This is a genomic window from Pseudoalteromonas sp. CH_XMU1449-3, assembly GCF_037027245.1.
GTDB lineage: Bacteria > Pseudomonadota > Gammaproteobacteria > Enterobacterales > Alteromonadaceae > Pseudoalteromonas > Pseudoalteromonas shioyasakiensis.
Genome location: NZ_JAYMDY010000002.1, coordinates 71,771 through 90,060 on the forward strand (window position 1 = coordinate 71,771; position 18,290 = coordinate 90,060).

General features: G+C 43.2%; 14 protein-coding genes. 6 read left to right on the top strand and 8 right to left on the bottom strand.

What is annotated here, in order from left to right; translation table 11 throughout:
* Nucleotides 1-1,974, bottom strand: a complete 1,974-nt coding sequence (locus tag WA256_RS02835) for a monovalent cation:proton antiporter family protein (protein WP_062566896.1) — start codon at nt 1,972-1,974, stop codon at nt 1-3.
* Nucleotides 1,975-2,113: 139 nt separating this feature from the next.
* On the opposite strand from WA256_RS02835, the gene WA256_RS02840 reads away from it, so the two are divergent.
* Nucleotides 2,114-3,010: a GGDEF domain-containing protein gene (locus WA256_RS02840; RefSeq protein ID WP_054562029.1), complete on the top strand. Its 897-nt coding sequence runs from the start codon at nt 2,114-2,116 to the stop codon at nt 3,008-3,010.
* Between the two features lie 25 nt (nt 3,011-3,035).
* On the opposite strand, the gene WA256_RS02845 is transcribed toward WA256_RS02840, so the two are convergent.
* From WA256_RS02845 to lpxB, 6 genes are all read right to left on the bottom strand, one after another.
* A complete protein-coding gene (locus WA256_RS02845; RefSeq protein ID WP_062566895.1) occupies nt 3,036-3,380 on the bottom strand; it encodes a hypothetical protein in 345 nt (114 codons plus the stop codon).
* On the bottom strand, nt 3,373-4,683 hold the full coding sequence (tilS, locus tag WA256_RS02850; RefSeq protein ID WP_335988900.1) for a tRNA lysidine(34) synthetase TilS: 1,311 nt from the start codon (nt 4,681-4,683) through the stop codon (nt 3,373-3,375). The genes WA256_RS02845 and tilS overlap by 8 nt, the downstream gene beginning before the upstream one ends.
* 91 nt (nt 4,684-4,774) lie before the next feature.
* Nucleotides 4,775-5,731: an acetyl-CoA carboxylase carboxyl transferase subunit alpha gene (gene accA / locus WA256_RS02855; protein WP_054553102.1), complete on the bottom strand. Its 957-nt coding sequence runs from the start codon at nt 5,729-5,731 to the stop codon at nt 4,775-4,777.
* Nucleotides 5,732-5,747: 16 nt separating this feature from the next.
* The gene (gene dnaE / locus WA256_RS02860; RefSeq protein ID WP_062566893.1) at nt 5,748-9,239 is read right to left on the bottom strand and encodes a DNA polymerase III subunit alpha; all 3,492 of its coding nucleotides are present in this window, start codon (nt 9,237-9,239) and stop codon (nt 5,748-5,750) included.
* The gene (rnhB, locus tag WA256_RS02865; protein WP_054562034.1) at nt 9,239-9,844 is read right to left on the bottom strand and encodes a ribonuclease HII; all 606 of its coding nucleotides are present in this window, start codon (nt 9,842-9,844) and stop codon (nt 9,239-9,241) included. Before rnhB ends, dnaE begins: the two co-directional genes overlap by 1 nt.
* On the bottom strand, nt 9,834-10,991 hold the full coding sequence (gene lpxB, locus WA256_RS02870; RefSeq protein ID WP_130166722.1) for a lipid-A-disaccharide synthase: 1,158 nt from the start codon (nt 10,989-10,991) through the stop codon (nt 9,834-9,836). Before lpxB ends, rnhB begins: the two co-directional genes overlap by 11 nt.
* Before the next feature lie 422 nt (nt 10,992-11,413).
* Between lpxB and WA256_RS02875 the strand changes: the two genes are divergently transcribed.
* Genes WA256_RS02875 through cydC form a run of 5 tightly spaced genes read left to right on the top strand, consistent with a single transcriptional unit; the run spans nt 11,414 to nt 17,804 of the window.
* Nucleotides 11,414-13,000, top strand: coding sequence for a cytochrome ubiquinol oxidase subunit I (locus WA256_RS02875; protein ID WP_252948671.1), 1,587 nt, complete (start codon nt 11,414-11,416; stop codon nt 12,998-13,000).
* Nucleotides 12,997-14,136: a cytochrome d ubiquinol oxidase subunit II gene (cydB, locus tag WA256_RS02880; protein ID WP_063530294.1), complete on the top strand. Its 1,140-nt coding sequence runs from the start codon at nt 12,997-12,999 to the stop codon at nt 14,134-14,136. Before WA256_RS02875 ends, cydB begins: the two co-directional genes overlap by 4 nt.
* A gap of 12 nt (nt 14,137-14,148) precedes the next feature.
* Complete coding sequence (gene cydX, locus WA256_RS02885) at nt 14,149-14,301, top strand: cytochrome bd-I oxidase subunit CydX (protein ID WP_054553108.1); 153 nt, start codon at nt 14,149-14,151, stop codon at nt 14,299-14,301.
* Nucleotides 14,291-16,051, top strand: a complete 1,761-nt coding sequence (gene cydD, locus WA256_RS02890) for a thiol reductant ABC exporter subunit CydD (protein ID WP_335988909.1) — start codon at nt 14,291-14,293, stop codon at nt 16,049-16,051. Before cydX ends, cydD begins: the two co-directional genes overlap by 11 nt.
* On the top strand, nt 16,044-17,804 hold the full coding sequence (cydC, locus tag WA256_RS02895; protein WP_335988911.1) for a thiol reductant ABC exporter subunit CydC: 1,761 nt from the start codon (nt 16,044-16,046) through the stop codon (nt 17,802-17,804). Before cydD ends, cydC begins: the two co-directional genes overlap by 8 nt.
* On the opposite strand, the gene WA256_RS02900 is transcribed toward cydC, so the two are convergent.
* Nucleotides 17,801-18,169: a septal ring lytic transglycosylase RlpA family protein gene (locus WA256_RS02900; protein ID WP_335988913.1), complete on the bottom strand. Its 369-nt coding sequence runs from the start codon at nt 18,167-18,169 to the stop codon at nt 17,801-17,803. The genes cydC and WA256_RS02900 overlap by 4 nt on opposite strands.
* Between the last annotated feature and the right edge of the window lie 121 nt (nt 18,170-18,290).

Sequence of the window (18,290 nt, forward strand, 5' to 3'; positions counted from 1 at the left end):
CTACTCCATACCGTCGAGTAAAAACCTCTCTACCCGCTCTACTCGGCGAGGCTTGCCTTGTAACACTAAAATATCACCTGCCAATAAAATAGTTTGTGATGAAGGTGCGTCAATTTCTCGGTCTTGTCGGCGCAGCGCTCTAACCGACACACGGCGCTGCTCAAGTTTAAGCTCACTAATTTTCTGATTAACCGCATAAGCGTGTTCTGGCAGAGCTATAACATGTAAATACTCAAGCCTATCTGAACTTGCCTCTTCGCCATCGAGTTTATCGCCAGTGAAAAAGCCATTTAAAAACTTATAACGATTACGCCGCTCTTTACTTACTCGGCGTATGATCCGTGTCATCGGCACGCCAGACATATAAAGCACATGCGAAACTAACATTAGGCTTGCTTCGAGTGTTTCAGGCACTACCTCAGTAACACCGAGTTCTTTAAGCGTTTCCATTTCGGTATCATCGCGCATCCGTACCAGTATTTTCACGTCAGGAGCTATTTGCTTGATGGCATCAACAACAATTTGTGTTTGCTCAAAATCAGTAAAAGTAATAATGACTAGCCTTGCCCGCTCTACACCCGCTGATTTTAAAATATCTTTTTGATTTACATGGCCAAAAATAACTGGCTCACCAGCCGCTTTTGCTTCTTGCAATAAGATAGGGTTACTTTCAACCGCGACGTATTCAATAGCTTCCGGTTTTAAAAAACGCGCAACGGTTTGCCCAACACGAGAAAAGCCACAGATCACAATATGATTTTGATACAAAGGGCTACTTGTCGCAGGCTGCTGCCAATACTGCCCTGCATGGCTTAAAAGGCCAAGTTTTTTAAGAATAAGCGGTGTTTTTTCAATAAGGTAAGGCGTTAGCGCCATTGAAAGCACGCCAACTGCAATTAAAAACGAAGCTTGCTCTGAGCTTATCAGCAAATGCTGCGAAGCAAGTGCAATTAACACAAAGCCAAATTCTCCCATTTGCCAAAGCATAATACCCGCCGATACCGCATCTTGCTTACGCTCCCCCATCACTTGAGCGGAAATCGCGAGCACCGCAATTTTAAATAGCAATAAGCCAATTAATACCGCGATGATCCAGTACCAGCTATTAAGTACATAAAGCACATCTAGCTGCATACCGACGGTAACAAAAAAGAGCCCCATCAATATATCGCGAAACGGCCGAATATCGGCTTCTAGTTGGTGACGATAATGACTCTCACCTAACATCATACCAGCTAAAAAGGCGCCTAACGCCATCGATAAACCAAATAGGTAAGTCAGGCCTGCGGCAAACAAGGCAACCAATAAAGTTGTTAGCATAAATAGCTCATCGGTTCTTACCAGCGCTATTTCACTAAACACTTTAGGCAAAATCCATTTACCTATGCCGAACAATAAAATACACACTAAAGCGCCTTTAGTGAGTGCAAAAGCCAATGCTCCAGCAATTTCTTCAGAGCCACTTTGTGCTAGTAAAGGGTAAACAATGAGTAGAGGGACAACAGCAATATCTTGAAATAGCAACACCCCTATTGCCAACTGGCCGCGGCGCTGGTTTAAATCTCCAGACTCTTTAAGTAACTTAACCACCACCGCCGTTGAAGATAGCGCCATTAAACTGGCGATGGTAAAACTATTTAAAAGGCTGTGCTCTAACAGCAGTAAAATCAGCATAAATACAATGCTGGTCACCACGACCTGCAAGGAGCCAAGGCCAAAAACAATATTGCGCATTGCCATTAAACGCGGCAACGAAAACTCAAGCCCTAAACTAAACAGTAAAAATACAATGCCGAGTTCGGCAACAAAGTGCATTTCGTGGCTTTGCGCCATCCAGCCAATACCATGACTCCCCGCCAACACGCCGGTGGCAAGATAAGCAAGAATAGGTGGTAAACCAATTCGTTTGAAGAACCAAACAAATAATACGGCAGCGACGAGCAAGCCAAACACTTGAATCAGCACATTTTGCAAGCAATAAACTCCCTTCTACTTGATGATAAAGCTGTACCCTACCTTAAATATAGCAACCATCTGTTTTTCAGCCAGTTTAAAAATGTGGCACAAATCTCGCTAAGTATGAGTATCTAAACACTCCGGGGGGAGAATTATCATGGAAAATGTCCATATTTTGACGCAGCGGGTGTCTGCGCGAGGCGAGTTTCTGCCGTTTTCGGCAGAGCATTACCGAATAAATGAAACAAATAGTCCACACGATTTGGTCGCAAGGTTACAAACTACGTTATCAATCGAAGAAATTTTGACAATTTTTGCCGAACACGCAAAACAACTGATCAATTTATCTGGATTACAGTTCCAATCTGCACTCGGAGTGTCACAAAGTGCTGGCAGCGATACCAGTCAAACACCGTACTCTTTTGATTTAGATATCGAAAGTGAACGCTTAGGGCAGTTAATTTATTTTAGCCAGTTCCCTATGGGTAAAGCGATTGAAGCAAAATTAAAGCAGCTTCATACAGCACTCGTTTACCCATTACGTAATGCGCTTATGTATACCCGCGTATTACGTTTAGCGACTAAAGATGCTTTAACAGGCTTAAATAATCGTAGTCAATTTAATGACAGCTTGGCACAAAAGCTAGAACGTTGCCGCCGTCAGCATCGTCCATTTAGTTTAATGCTGCTTGATTTAGATAACTTTAAACAAGTTAACGATAACTTTGGTCATAAAATTGGCGATGATGTACTGCAAGAATTTGCTAATGTATTACGCACTAGTGTGCGCGGCACTGACTCTATTTTCCGCTTTGGTGGAGATGAATTTGCATTATTAATCGACGACCCTGAATTTACCACTAATAAAGTGATTGCTGATCGCATTATGAGTTTGGTTGCTAGCTCAGGGTTGATGGCTCAATATGATGTAACATCAAGCATTGGTTATACACTCGCCAATAACCAAGACTGCGAAAACGAAGTGTTTGCCCGTGCTGACAAAGGTCTTTATAAGGCAAAAGCTGCAGGAAGAAACTGCGCAAGAGCTTACTAATTGAGTAAAAGCCTAGCATCCCCCGCTAGGCTTTTTTGTTTATAAATTTATAACCAAGTAATACTAACCAAAAACCAGCGAAGAAGCCGCTTAATAAGTAAAGCAAGGCAGCCATGGTGGTAAGGGGCGATACCATCACTAAAGCCAGCGGCGTAAGAACGCCCAGAATAAAGAAAATACCGCCTTTGCCTGACCAGTAACCTAGCAGCAATAATGAGCAAACTAAGCCGCCAGCTAGTGCATAAAAAAGTGTATTTATTGTCAGCTCTGCATAAGCAAAACCAGCAATTACAGCCACTAGCACCGACAACGCAAAGCCAAGTGGTGCCTTATTAACTAGTGATAAACCAACATGTGGTTGTTCACTCATAGATTGTCTCCCAAAGAATTCCATCTTCAACACTGTGCTGCTCACTAATAAAGTAGCCAACTACCTGCACAAGTTGATCGTTATAAAAAATAAGTGGTGTCTGCGCACGTAACCAAGGAGCTACTTTGGCATCTTTAAACCAATGCTTTAAAGTATTTTTGCCAGGTTTATGCAACGGTTTTATACGCGCTTGTGGCTTATTAAATTCAACCCTTACTTGCTCATCTGGCTTTGGTTTTCTAATACCCTTGCCCGCTTTCACTATTAGTTTTCGGCCATCTGTCAGTTCAACGCTTTGCAAAGTTATATCCATCGCCTCAGGTATTGCCTGCTCTTTTACAAAGTACCAATGTTGCTGATGCCGACGAACATCGCCGCTTTGCAAACAAATTTTTAACTGGGCATCGGCTTTTGCTGTTAAGCCTTGTTCAATAATTTGCTGTAGCTGATTCTCTGAAGGTAGTTGATGGGTAAACTGATTCAGCCACGCACGTACAAGGTTTGCTTGTCTGGGCTTACTAAACCCCGCTATTGCCTCGCAGCTTAAACCACCCTGTGAATTTTGGCAGTGTGTAAGGTCGTTTTGAGTATATTCATCGAGCAGCGATTGCTGCTTTTGTAACAGCCGAATACTGCGCGCTGCACTTTTTTCAAACCCTTGAAAACGCTCCGTTAAAATCGGCATAACCTGATGACGTAAAAAATTACGGTCAAAGCGTTCATCAATATTTGAGTCATCGGTGACATGGGTAATAGCAAATTCACTGGCAAATTGTTCAATTTGCTCACGAGTGATATTAATCAGCGGTCTAAAACATACACGCCCAGACGCTAACAATCGCGTTTGTGGCATTGATGCTAAGCCTTGCAAGCCAGAACCACGCTTTAGACGAAGTAAGAAGGTCTCAAGTTGATCATTTAAGTGCTGACCAAGCAGTATTACACTACTTGGTATACAGTTTTCGTCGAGTGCTTGGTACCGAGCCTCTCTTGCTTGTGCCTCAAGTGATGTACGCGAACGCTCATAAATTTCAACATGCACCGCTTTAAATGCGACATCGAGCTCTTCACACAGCGATTGGCAAAACCCTTGCCACTCATCAGCATACTTGCTCAAACCATGATTAACATACACAGCTTCAAGTTTAAGTCCTGAGTGTTGCTGTTGAGCTTGCTTCATTAAATGTAACAATACAACAGAATCAACACCGCCAGATAAGGCAACGCTAAAGCTACTTTGCTGAGCGTTCAGCAAAGGCTGCAATTGTGCTAAAAAATGGTGGTATAAATCTGATGTTTGCATTTAAAACCAATGAGTATACAAGCGTCTTTGTTATCGGCATTATAAAACAAAAAAAGCCGCAAAAGCGGCTTTTTTCAATTTTAAGCTGTGTTTAGCAATAGCCAAACGACATTAAACGTTTGTAACGCTGATCAAGCATTTCATCTAGTGAAAGGCCTTGTAAGTCAGCTAGGTCACGCTTAAGTTGGTTTTTAAGGTTACGCGCCATCGCATCGTAATTACGATGTGCGCCACCAAGTGGCTCATCAATTACGTTGTTGATTAAATCAAGCTCTTTAACACGTGCAGCTGTTACACCCATAGCTTCTGCAGCTAATGGTGCCTTGTCTGCACTTTTCCATAAGATTGATGCACAACCTTCTGGTGAAATTACAGAGTAAGTGCTGTATTGCAACATGTTAACGCGGTCGCCCACACCAATTGCTAATGCACCACCAGAACCACCTTCACCGATAACAGTACAGATAGTTGGTACTTTTAACGCGGCCATAACTTTAAGGTTACGCGCAATTGCTTCACTTTGACCACGCTCTTCAGCGCCAACACCTGGGTATGCACCTGGAGTGTCGATAAATGTCATGATTGGCATTTTGAAACGCTCAGCCATTTCCATTAAGCGTAATGCTTTACGGTAACCTTCTGGCTTTGGCATACCAAAGTTGCGTTTAATTTTTTCAGCCGTGTCACGCCCTTTTTGTTGGCCAATAACCATCACTGGTTGACCTTCAAAACGTGCAACACCACCTAAAATAGCTGGGTCGTTAGCAAAAGTACGGTCGCCTGCTAGTTCGTCAAATTCCGTGAAAATGCGCTCGATGTAATCACGAGTATAAGGACGCAACGGATGACGGGCTAACTGAGAAACCTGCCAAGCACCTAATTCAGAGAAAATTTTCTCTTTCATTTCAGCACTTTTCTCTTTTAATCGACTGACTTCCTCTTCTAATCCAAGGTCTAATTCGCCAGCGCGGCTTACATTTTGTAATTCTTCAATTTTTGCTTCTAATTCTGCGATTGGAAGCTCAAAATCAAGATAATTGAGGCTCATGCTCTAAACTACCTAATTAATTAAATTCTAGTTCTACATCTTGCGCCGCCATCAGCGATAACTTATGAATTAAGTCATCACTCGGCGTAACACACCATTCGGTTCCTAAGGTAATCTCAGCCAACGCATCCGGACGTTGATAGAATACTTTAATAGGACAAGTACCAAACTTATAAGGTTCCAGTACTTTTTGTAAATTATCGAAGAAGTTCGCCTCGATCTGCACCATATTCAAGGTCATTTTAATCGCTTTTATACGTTTTTCTCGCGCCTCAGCGATGGTGCATATGTCTCTAGCGGTCATTGTAATGCCACCAGAGAAGTTATCAAAGCTGACCTGTCCAGATATTACCAAGATATTGTTTACTTGCAGCAAATCTTGGTACATTTCAAACTGTTCTGGGAATAAGCGTACATCAATACGGGCACTCTTGTCATCTAAAGTTACAAGACCCCATCGATTTCCCTTTTTGTTTATTAAGGTACGGGCAGAAATCACTAAGCCTGCAGCCGTTGACTGCACATCGCGGTTAGTGGGTTGTAAATCAACCAGCCTTCCTGATGTATAATGCTTTAACTCTTTACGATACTGATTAATTGGGTGGCCAGTTAAATACAGCCCTAAAGTTTCTTTCTCACCATCTAGCCACTCATTGTCGGTTAAATCTGTGGCTTTGATAAATGCTTGTTCAACTTCATCTGGCTCTGTGGCAAGTAATCCAAATAAATCTGCCTGCCCTAATGACTCAGCCTTATGATGCTGATCGGCTGCTCGCATGGCATCTTTTAAACTTGCTAATAAGGTTGCACGGCCAGGCTGTGTTTTGTCTGGGCCAAGTTGATCGAGCGCTCCGGCATAAATAAGCTTTTCAACAACTCGCTTGTTTAAACGCTTTAAGTCAACACGGGCACAAAAATCAAATAAGTCCTTAAACGGGCCACCTTCGCTACGGGCTTCTAAAATAGCTTCAACAGGCGCCTCACCAACCCCTTTAATGGCACCGATACCGTAAACAATTTCACCTTGTAGATTAACCGTAAACTTGTACTCACCGGCATTTACATCCGGCGGTAACAAGGTCAGTTTCATGTTTTCACATTCATCTACCAAGGTAACAATTTTATCGGTGTTATCCATATCCGCCGACATTACCGCAGCCATAAACTCTGCTGGGTAGTGGGTTTTCATCCACAACGTTTGGTACGATACTAAGGCATAAGCAGCTGAGTGAGATTTGTTAAAACCATAACCTGCGAACTTCTCTACCAAGTCGAAGATTTTCATTGCAAGTTCGCCGTCAACTCCGTTATTAACAGCTCCTTCTTCGAAGGTTGAACGTTGCTTTGCCATCTCCTCTGGCTTTTTCTTACCCATCGCACGACGCAGCATGTCAGCGCCACCTAGCGTATAACCAGCCAGTACCTGCGCAATCTGCATTACCTGTTCTTGATAAAGAATGATACCGTAAGTCGGTTCTAGAATGGGTATCAAGCTATCGTGTTGCCACTGCACATCTGGATAAGATAACTCTTCGCGGCCATGCTTACGGTCGATAAAGTTATCTACCATGCCTGATTGCAATGGACCGGGGCGAAATAGTGCTACCAGTGCGATCATATCCTCGAAGCAGTCGGGCTTTAGACGACGAATAAGGTCTTTCATACCACGAGATTCGAGCTGGAATACCGCGGTGGTTTCGGCGCGTAGCAGTAACTCAATACTTGGCTTATCATCAAGTGGAATAGCGTTGATATCAACCGGCTCTTTACCCTCACGAGCTAAGCGCTCGTTAGTCATATCAAGTGCCCACTGCAAGATGGTAAGTGTTCTAAGACCTAAGAAGTCAAACTTTACTAAGCCTGCTGTCTCAACGTCGTTTTTATCAAATTGCGTTACCGGGAATTTACCTTCATCATCACAATAAAGGGCCGCAAAGTCAGTGATAGTGGTTGGTGATATTACAACACCACCAGCGTGCTTACCGGCGTTACGTGTACAGCCTTCGAGGATGCGACACATATCAATAAGCTCTTTGACCTCTTCATCACCGTCGTAGGCTTCTTGTAAACGAGGCTCAACATCAAACGCTTTAGCCAGGGTCATGCCCGGATCGCCCGGTACTAGTTTAGAAATACGATCAACAAAGCCGTAAGGGTGACCAAGTACACGGCCTACGTCACGGATAACCGCTTTTGCAGCCATGGTACCAAAGGTAATGATCTGAGATACCGCGTCACGGCCATAAAGCGCCGCTACGTGGTCAATTACCTCATCGCGCCTATCCATACAGAAGTCGACGTCGAAATCGGGCATTGAGATACGTTCTGGGTTCAAGAAACGTTCGAATAGTAAGTCAAATTCGAGTGGATCGAGGTCGGTGATCTTCAGTGCATAAGCAACCAATGAACCGGCACCAGAACCACGCCCTGGACCTACCGGAATATTGTTATCTTTACTCCACTGAATGAACTCCATTACGATCAAGAAGTAACCTGGGAAACCCATTTGGTTGATTACGTCGAGCTCTATTTTCAGACGCTCATCATACTCACCACGTTTTTCTTTACGCTCTTGCTCATCTGGGAATAAAAACTGTAAACGTTCTTCAAGACCATCTTCAGAGACCTTAACCAAGAAGTCTTCAATTTTCAGCGAACCGGTTGGGTAATCAGGTAAGAAGTAAGTTCCTAATTGTACGGTCACATTACAACGCTTAGCAATTTCAACGGTGTTTTCTAACGCTTCAGGAATATCGCTAAATAGCTCAGCCATTTGCTCTGCTGTTTTAAGATATTGCTGCTCAGAAAAACGTTTTGGTCTACGTTTATCTTCTAAGGTGTAACCGTCATGGATTGCCACGCGGATTTCATGGGCTTCAAAGTTTTCTGGTTTTAAAAACACCACTTCGTTAGTTGCCACTACAGGTAACTGCTCTTTTGTAGCAAGCTCAACAGCTAAGTGTAAATAGTCTTCTTCTAACGCACGTTCCGTACGAATAAGCTCAATGTAATAATGATCGCTAAAATGTTGCTTATAAAAGCTAACGACCGATTCAATAAGCCCAGGGTTACCCTTTAATAGGGCTTTACCTAAGTCGCCATCTTTAGCGCCAGATAATAAAATCAGGCCATTTTTGTGCTCCACCAGCCATTCACGGTCAACCACCGGCCGGTGAAATAGATGTCCACGCTGGTACGCTTTAGAGATCAATAAAGTAAGGTTTTTATAACCTTCGTTATCTTTCGCTAAGATGGTAATTCGGCTAGGTTCATCTTCAAATTCAGGGCTTCTTAACCAAAAGTCTGCGCCGACAATAGGCTTAATACCAGCGCCATGGGCAGCGCCATAAAAACGCACCAAACCACATAAGTTCATCTGATCGGTGATAGCCAACGCAGGCATTTGCAGCTCTTCTGCTTTAGCGACAATTGGCTTAGTTTTAGCTAGGCCATCCACCATTGAGAAATCTGAGTGAACACGTAAGTGAACAAATTGTGGCGCAGGCATTACAGTTGCTCTCCTTTTAACGCCAAAATGCGCTGAACAGGTTTAAAGCTTTTACGATGCTCTGCAATAGCACCGTATTGTTCAAGTGCTGCAAAGTGTGCCTTAGTTGGATAGCCTTTATGGCCTGCAAAACCATAGTCAGGGTAACGCTTATCAAGCTCAATCATTTCTTCGTCACGAGCAACTTTCGCTAAAATAGATGCCGCTGAAATCTCTTCAACTAGGCTATCGCCTTTTACTACCGCCTGTGCTGGCACAGTTAATTGGCTAGGCACTCGGTTACCATCAATAAAAACAAACTCAGGCTTTACGCTTAAGCCTTCAACCGCTCGGCTCATCGCGAGCATGGTGGCATGCAAAATATTTAACTCATCAATCTCGCTTGGACTACAACGACCAATAGCATAGCACAGGGCTTTTTCTTTTATTTCTGCCGCTAATAATTGACGTTTTTTGTCTGATAACTTTTTAGAATCTGCTAACCCTGCAATAGGCTTATTTGGGTCAAGTATTACCGCTGCGGTAACAACATCACCCACTAATGGACCACGGCCAACTTCATCTACACCAGCAATATAATTAACATTCGGTCGTTCAATTTGCATTTAGTAACTCCGCGACTGCTGCTGCAGCTTGTTCATTGGCATTTAATCTAATGTCTTTATGTATGGCTAAAAAGCGCGCTTTAAGTTCGCTGTTATCGGTATTCAACATAGGTGTTAACGCTGCTGATAGGTTTTCAACATTACATTCAGTTTGTAAGTATTCTGGAACGAGTTCTTCATCGGCTAATAAATTAGGCAACGAGAAATACTTAATGTTAAAAGTGAATAAGGTTTTGAAAATCCAGTAACTCAGTGGCTTAATTTTATAACCCACAACCATCGGCTTTTTGTACAGCATACCTTCAAGCGTTGCGGTTCCTGAGGCAAGTAAAATGGCATCAGCGGCTTGCATTGCAAGATTTGACTGACCATCCAATAATTGCAGTTTTAGATCAGGGGCTGTTTTTTCTAAAATTTCACAAAACTGTGCTTTTCGTTTTTCATTGACTAACGGCACCACAATTTTAAGGTCAGGGTTTTGCGCTTGCAGTTTAGCCGCTGTTTCAATGTAGGTTTCGCTTAAAAGCCCTACTTCAGAACCACGACTACCTGGTAGTAACGCAAGTACTTTATCAGTTTGTGCTAAACCTAGTTGGTTACGAGCCTCGGTTTGGTCGTGCTCAAGGGCAATATCATCAGCCAGAGTATGACCCACAAAGGTACAAGGTACATCGTGCTTATCGTAAAAGGCTTTTTCGAACGGTAAAAGTGCCAGCACTAAATTAGTGGCGGCACTGATTTTATGAATACGTTTTTCGCGCCACGCCCACACTGATGGGCTAACATATTGTACTGTTTTAATACCCGCCTCTTTTAGCGGCTTTTCGACACGTAAGTTAAAGTCAGGGGCATCGATACCAATAAATACATCTGGTGGGTTGTCGATAAAATGCTGCACCAATTGTTTGCGTATTTTTAGTAGGCGCGGTAATCGGCCAAGTACTTCAACTAGGCCCATTACAGATAATTCGTCCATATCGAATAATGTTTTACAGCCAGCCGCTTGCATACGCGGGCCTGCAATCCCTTCAAATATGGCATCCGGAAAACGGCGTTTAAGTGCTTTTACTAGCCCTTCACCTAAAATATCTCCTGATAACTCACCTGCCACCAAGGCAATACGTAACGGCTTTGTTTGTTCTTTCATTCGTTGATAATTCGCAACTTTTGGCACTAATAAAAACGAGTTTACCGTGTTTTAGCAGTCGGATAAATGTCACAGAGTTAATAAATACTAGAAATCGAAATTAGCCTGCCTACTTGCTCATTGGTTGAGCATCTATTTGCGCGGATAGCCTGCAGGTTTACTAGCTACTATCTAAAAAGAGCTTAAAAGAGAATAAAATAAGCCATAGCAAAACGGCTTTTTATAACGATTAAATATTTGAAACTTTAGAGCTTTATCTCTAATCTGTAGAAAAGGTGAGCAGGACTTATTCATCTTTATTTCGTATTTTCCTATTGACTAAAATGAATACAGGTTTAATATTCACAAAGTTTCAATAATTACTGAAACTTCATAATCAATATTTGTCGTGTCTACCGCACCCGCTAACAAGGAGCTAAACAATGATAGATGAAACATTTGTGGATCTATCGCGATTGCAATTTGCAATCACTGCCCTATTTCACTTCCTATTTGTACCCCTTACCTTAGGTATGACGTGGATTTTAGTGATCATGGAATCCGTTTACGTGATGACAGGTCGCGAAATTTATCGTGATATGACTAAGTTCTGGGGTAAGTTGTTTGGTATTAACTTTGCGATTGGTGTGGCGACAGGTCTAACCATGGAGTTTGAGTTTGGTACCAACTGGTCTTATTACTCTCACTATGTGGGCGATATATTTGGCGCACCGCTAGCGATTGAAGGCTTAATGGCTTTCTTCTTAGAATCAACCTTTGTCGGTATGTTCTTTTTAGGCTGGGAGCGTTTGAGTAAACGTCAGCATCTAGGTGCTACCTTCTTAATGGCACTAGGTACTAACTTATCTGCGTTATGGATTTTAGTAGCAAATGGTTGGATGCAAAACCCAGTCGGTGCTGAATTTAACTACCAAACCATGCGCATGGAAATGACTAGCTTTGCTGAATTGGTATTTAACCCTGTTGCACAAGTTAAGTTTATTCATACCGTATCAGCAGGTTATGTTGCAGCATCTATGTTTGTACTTGGTATTAGTAGCTGGTACATCTTAAAAGGTCGCGACCTTGCTTTTGCTAAGCGTTCGTTCTCGGTTGCTTCAGGGTTTGGTTTAGCGTCTATTCTTTGTGTTATTTTACTTGGTGATGAATCTGGATACGAAGTTGGCGAAGTGCAAAAAGTCAAACTCGCAACTATTGAAGCTGAGTGGCATACCGAAGAAGCCCCTGCCGCATTTACTTTAGTTGGTATTCCTGACTCAGAAGAACAAGTCACCCACGCCGCTGTAAAAATCCCTTATGCACTTGGCATCATTGCTACTCGCTCTATTGACGAGCAAGTAACAGGTATTAAAGACCTTGAAGAGCAGCACGAAGAACGTATTCGTAACGGTATGATTGCATACGAATACTTAGAAAAGCTTCGCGGTGGTGAAGACACCCCAGAAAACATTGCAAAGTTCGATACCTTAAAAGACGACCTTGGCTATGGTTTGCTACTTAAGCGCTACACCCCTAACGTGGTAGATGCAACAGAAGAGCACATTCAAAAAGCAGTGAAAGACTCAATCCCTCAAGTCGGCCCTATGTTCTGGTCATTTAGAATCATGGTTGGCTGTGGCGTGATCATGCTTGGTGTATTCGTCCTCGCATTTTATTACAACGCACACCGCATTATTGAACAAAAGCGCTGGTTATTATGGGCTGCGGTATGGAGTATTCCTCTGCCTTGGATTGCCATTGAGTTTGGTTGGATTGTTGCGGAGTACGGCCGCCAACCGTGGGCAATTTCGGAAATTTTACCGACCTTCTTGGCAACCTCGTCACTCACGGTGAATGACTTATTGATTAGTATTACTGGTTTCTTAGTTTTCTATACAGGTCTTGCTGCGGTTGAAGGCTGGCTGATGCTGCGCTTTATTAAACAAGGCCCAAGCTCACTTCATACCGGTAAATATCACCATGAACTTGCTAAAGCGGATTCACTTGCAAGCCAAGGAGCTCAGTCATGATTTTTGATTACGAAACACTAAAACTAATCTGGTGGCTGTTAATTGGTGTCTTACTGATTGGCTTTGCAGTGACCGATGGTATGGACATGGGTGTGGCAATTTTGCTTCGCCTAGTTGGTAAAACCGATGTTGAACGCCGTACAGTTATTAACACCATTGGCGCTCACTGGGATGGTAACCAAGTTTGGTTCATCACCGCTGGGGGTGCACTGTTTGCAGCTTGGCCTATGGTATACGCGGCCGCTTTCTCTGGCTTTTACTTTGCTATGATGCTGGTGTTATTTGCGTTATTTTTCAGACCGCTTGGTTTTGATTATCGCTCAAAAATAGATTCACCACGTTGGCGTAATAACTGGGATTGGGGCCTATTTGCTGGCAGCTTTATTCCTGCTTTAGTATTTGGTGTGGCATTTGGTAACTTATTACTGGGCGTGCCTTATCATATCGACGACCTACTGCGTGTCAGTTATCAAGGTTCATTCTTTGCGTTATTAAACCCATTTGCCATTGTTGTTGGCCTAGTGAGTGTACTAATGCTGGTTGGTCACGCAGGTATGTGGTTACAACTTCGTACTGATGCAGAGGTTGCTAAACGCTCAGCACAATATGGTCAATATGCACTGATGGCGTTTATTGTGCTGTTTGCCTTAGCAGGTGTGTGGGTATCGCAAATAGACGGTTATAAAATCGTTAGCATGGGCGATACCCAAGGCTTTGCAAACCCGTTGGCTAAAACAGTAACACAGGCACCGGGTGCATGGCTTGATAACTATACAAAAATGCCATTAACCATGCTGTTTCCTGCCCTTGCATTCGTGATGGCGGCACTGGCAATTGTATTATCTAAATTACAAAAACCAGCAATGGCCCTGATAGCGTCAAGCTTAATGCTCGCAGGCGTGATTTTAACAGCGGGTATGTCAATGTTCCCGTTTGTGATGCCTTCGAGCAACAACCCAAATATTAGTTTAACTATGTGGGATGCGGTTTCGAGCCATATGACACTTAACGTGATGTTTATCGCTGCGGTTATTTTTGTACCACTTATTCTTATCTACACAACATGGTGTTATGTGAAGATGTGGCGCAAAGTAACGATTAGTGAAATTGAAAACAACACTCACGGTAGCTATTAAGGAGATTTAAATATGTGGTATTTTGCCTGGATTTTAGGTGTTCTATTAGCCTGTACACTTGGGGTGATCAACGTAATGTGGTACGAATTTCACCAACATAAAGATTCGATTGCTGATGATGAGCTAGAGCTGTACGCGAGACTCAAAAACACCGATGACAACTAAACCCCGACCAAATCGCGCGCAGCAGCAAACGCTGCGCGCTTTTTTAAAGCAGTATAGCCAGTCCGCTTCAGGGCTTCTTAAATTAAGCATTAGTCTGGGCACACTCAACGCCCTATTAATGATTGCCTCTTGTTATCTTCTTGCAAACGCGGCTCATCAAGTCATGTTTGAACAAGCAAACTTGCAAGCCGTAAGCCCATTATTATGGCCGCTGGCAGGGCTAATTTTAGTTCGTGCTTTGTTGGTTGCGCTAAGTGAACGGGTTAGTAACCTCGCCGCGTTAAAGATAAAAAACGTGATGCGTAATACACTGCTAGAAAAGCTCAGCAAACTTGGGCCAGCCTACAGTGAACAAAAAGGTCACGGCGCAACACTTAACACCTTACATAATGGGGTGGAAGCACTGCATCAATATTACGCAAACTACATTCCGAGTGTGGCTTATAGCGCGCTTATTCCATTAGCGATATTGGTGGTGATTTTTCCAACCGATTACAAAGCAGGCCTCATCTTCCTTTTAACAGCCCCACTTATCCCCTTTTTCATGATATTAGTGGGCCATAAAGCTGAGCAATTAAACCAAGAACGTTGGCAACAACTGGCGGTACTTGGTAATTACTTTTTTGACCGATTACAAGGACTGACTCAACTCAAGCTCTTTAATGCAACCAAGCGTGAGCTAAATAGCATCAGTCAGATTTCTGATGATTACCGCGGTGCTACTATGGGTGTATTGAAAGTCGCCTTTTTATCGTCTTTCGCCCTTGAGTTTTTAGCCACCATTAGTGTTGCCCTTGTTGCTGTAATCATTGGCTTTAGATTGTTTTTTGGTACGCTCGATTTTGCCACTGGATTTGTGGTGTTACTACTAGCTCCTGAGTTTTACTTACCACTTCGACAAATGGGCACTCACTATCATGCAAAACTTGAAGGGATCAGTGCCGCTGCTGATATGGTCGACATAATCAATCAAAGCGACGCTGATGAACATTTGGGTACATCTAAACTTGAGTTACCGATAAAAGATATACAGCTGAATGCGCTTACCTTTCATTACCCAGAAACAAACGAAGGGGTAACTGATATCAACTTAACCCTGCCAAGCACAGGCTTAATTGCCTTTGTGGGTGAAAGTGGTTCGGGTAAAAGTACCTTGTTTGATTGCCTATTAGGCTTTCATCATCAGGCTAATAGTGCCATTAGCATTAACGGGCAACCACTGAGTGATACGGTATTAGCTGATTGGCAAGCACAGCTGGCATGGATCCCACAGCAAGCCACGTTATTTTATCGGACCGTTGCAGAGAACCTACGATTAGCAAAACCAGATGCAAGCCAAGCAGAGCTCGATGAAGCAGCAAGTAAAGCTGGCGCACTTGAGTTTATTACTGCACTACCTGATGGCTTTGATAGCTTGCTCGGTGAACAAGGAGAAGGCCTCTCTGGTGGGCAAAAACAGCGCATAGCCCTTGCTCGTGCATTTTTGAAGAATGCCCCAGTGCTGATGTTAGATGAGCCTACCGCTCACTTAGACAGCCAAACCGAGCATTTAATCAATCAAGCGATCCGCGAGTATGCAAAAGATCACTTAGTGCTAGTTATTGCTCACCGACTGAATACGGTTAAACACGCCGATAAGATTTACGTTATGCAACAAGGTCACATTGTTGAATCTGGTCAGTACCAGCAACTGACTGAGCAAGCTGGCCTTTTTGCTAAACTGGTAAGCCAAGGTGACGCCCATGCATAACTTTATACGTCTATTAAAACTGTGCAAACCTCATACTGGCATGTTGCTTTTAGGGGCTTTTTTAGCAAGCTTAACGGTTCTCGCTAATGTGGGCTTGCTCGCTATATCTGGGTGGTTTTTAGCAGCTATGGCAGCGGCGGGCATTGCGGGTGTGCAGATGAATTACTTTACCCCAGCTGGAGTGATCCGCTTTTTAGCTATCGTGCGCACAGCGTCTCGTTACGGTGAGCGGATGATAACTCATAATGCTACCTTTTTATTGCTGAGCGAAATTCGCGTAAACATGTTCAAGACTCTGAGCCAACTGAACAATGTTGACTTAGCAATGAGTCGTAGTAGCGATTTATTTAACCGGCTACAGAATGATGTAGATGCGCTGGATAAATTCTACCTCAATGTGCTGCTGCCGATTATTGTCGCCTTGATCAGCATTCCTATAGTAATGGCCTTCATGGCCATGTATAACGCTGAGGTTGCATTAGTTTGCTTTACTTCACTGATGATTATTGGCGTGCTGCTTCCCACATTGTTAAGCCATAAGCTTCACCAACAAGCGGATACCGAAACCCAACTTTCAGCCGAGTTAAGAGCTGAACTTGCCGATACACTATCAGGTGCAAGAGAGCTTGCTGTCTATCAAGCACAGGCGGCGCAATTAGCGCATTGTGATTCACTCAGTAAACAATACAACAACCAGCTCTATAATCGCCACAAAGCCGTGGCAAATAGTAATGGCTTAAACACTTTGGTGATCCAACTCACCATGCTGGCCAGTGTATTTATGATAATTCCACTGGTTGCAATGGGGACTATGAAAAACGTTGAACTGGCGATGCTCGCGTTATTTGTATTAGCAAGCTTTGAAACCGTACTCACCCTGCCTACGGCATTTATTGAATTGCCGCTTACTTTAAGTGCCGCAAAGCGACTGTTTGATCTTGAAGATAAACACAGCAGCTTAGCCGAAAAGCCAAACAACTTAGATGATCAGCTAGCAAACCAATTAGCTGACAAACCAGGGCTTGGTCTTGAGCTAAGCGAGATCAATTACCAATACTTGGGGGCAAAAAGTAAAGCCCTTAGCAATATCAATTTTGCGATTACACCCGGCAGTAAAGTTGCTCTAGTCGGTGCCAGTGGCAGTGGCAAAACCACTCTAGTTAACTTACTCACGGGCCTTTGGCCGCTGCAATCAGGCTCATTAAAGCTCACCACCAAGCAAGATAACTTTGAACTTGAAAGCTTGAGCACTGCAACACGCTTTAAGCAGCTAACGATAGTTGCCCAGCAGCATCATATTTTTGATGGCACGCTACGTGAAAATCTTCGCTATGCAGCTTTTGATGCGACAGATGAAATGCTTATTGAAGCCTGTGAACAAGCTGAACTTGGCTCTTGGCTTAAGAACTTAAAAGCAGGCCTTAATACCCGCTTAGGAACAGCAGGCAGAAAGCTTTCTCATGGTCAGTCACGTCGTATTGCCATTGCCCAAGCTCTATTAAGGCAAGGTAATTTAATCATTCTTGATGAACCAACAGAGAGCCTAGATAATCACACTAAGCAAAACTTGCTGACTACACTTGAGAAAATATGGGCAGATAAAACCATGCTGACCATTACTCACGACCCAGCAATGCTAAGTCGAGTTGATAAAGTTATTTGGTTAGAGCAAGGACAAGTAAGAGCCCTTGCAAGTCATGCTGAATTAATGGCTAATGAAGCCGACTACGTAGAGCTTATTACCCGTTTTTAATCGAGCTGCTCAACGGTGACGTCAATCACACCTTGCTTGACTGAGGCAATTTGTGAAAACGCCTTTTTTGATAAGTCGATAATACGACCGCGGATAAATGGGCCCCGGTCATTAATGGTAACAATCACGCTTTTATTGTTACCAATATTAGTAACTTTTACTCTGCTGCCAAAGCCAAGCGTTTGATGAGCCGCGCTCAATGCCTGTTGATTAAACACCTCACCACTTGCTGTCGTTCGGCCATGATATTTATCAGCGTAATAACTGGCTTTGCCTTTTTCTATTGCTCCTCTAGATACCGAAGGCACACTACTACAACCACTTATAATTAAGCTTAACAATGCAAAAATGATGAGTTTATTCATATTACTAGATCCTTTTTTGTCGTGAAGATAGCAAGCACTGACTTAGCAAAACCTGAACTATATCAAGTTACCTAATTAAGCGAATGAGTATAAAAACAAAAAAGCCACCTTACGGTGGCTT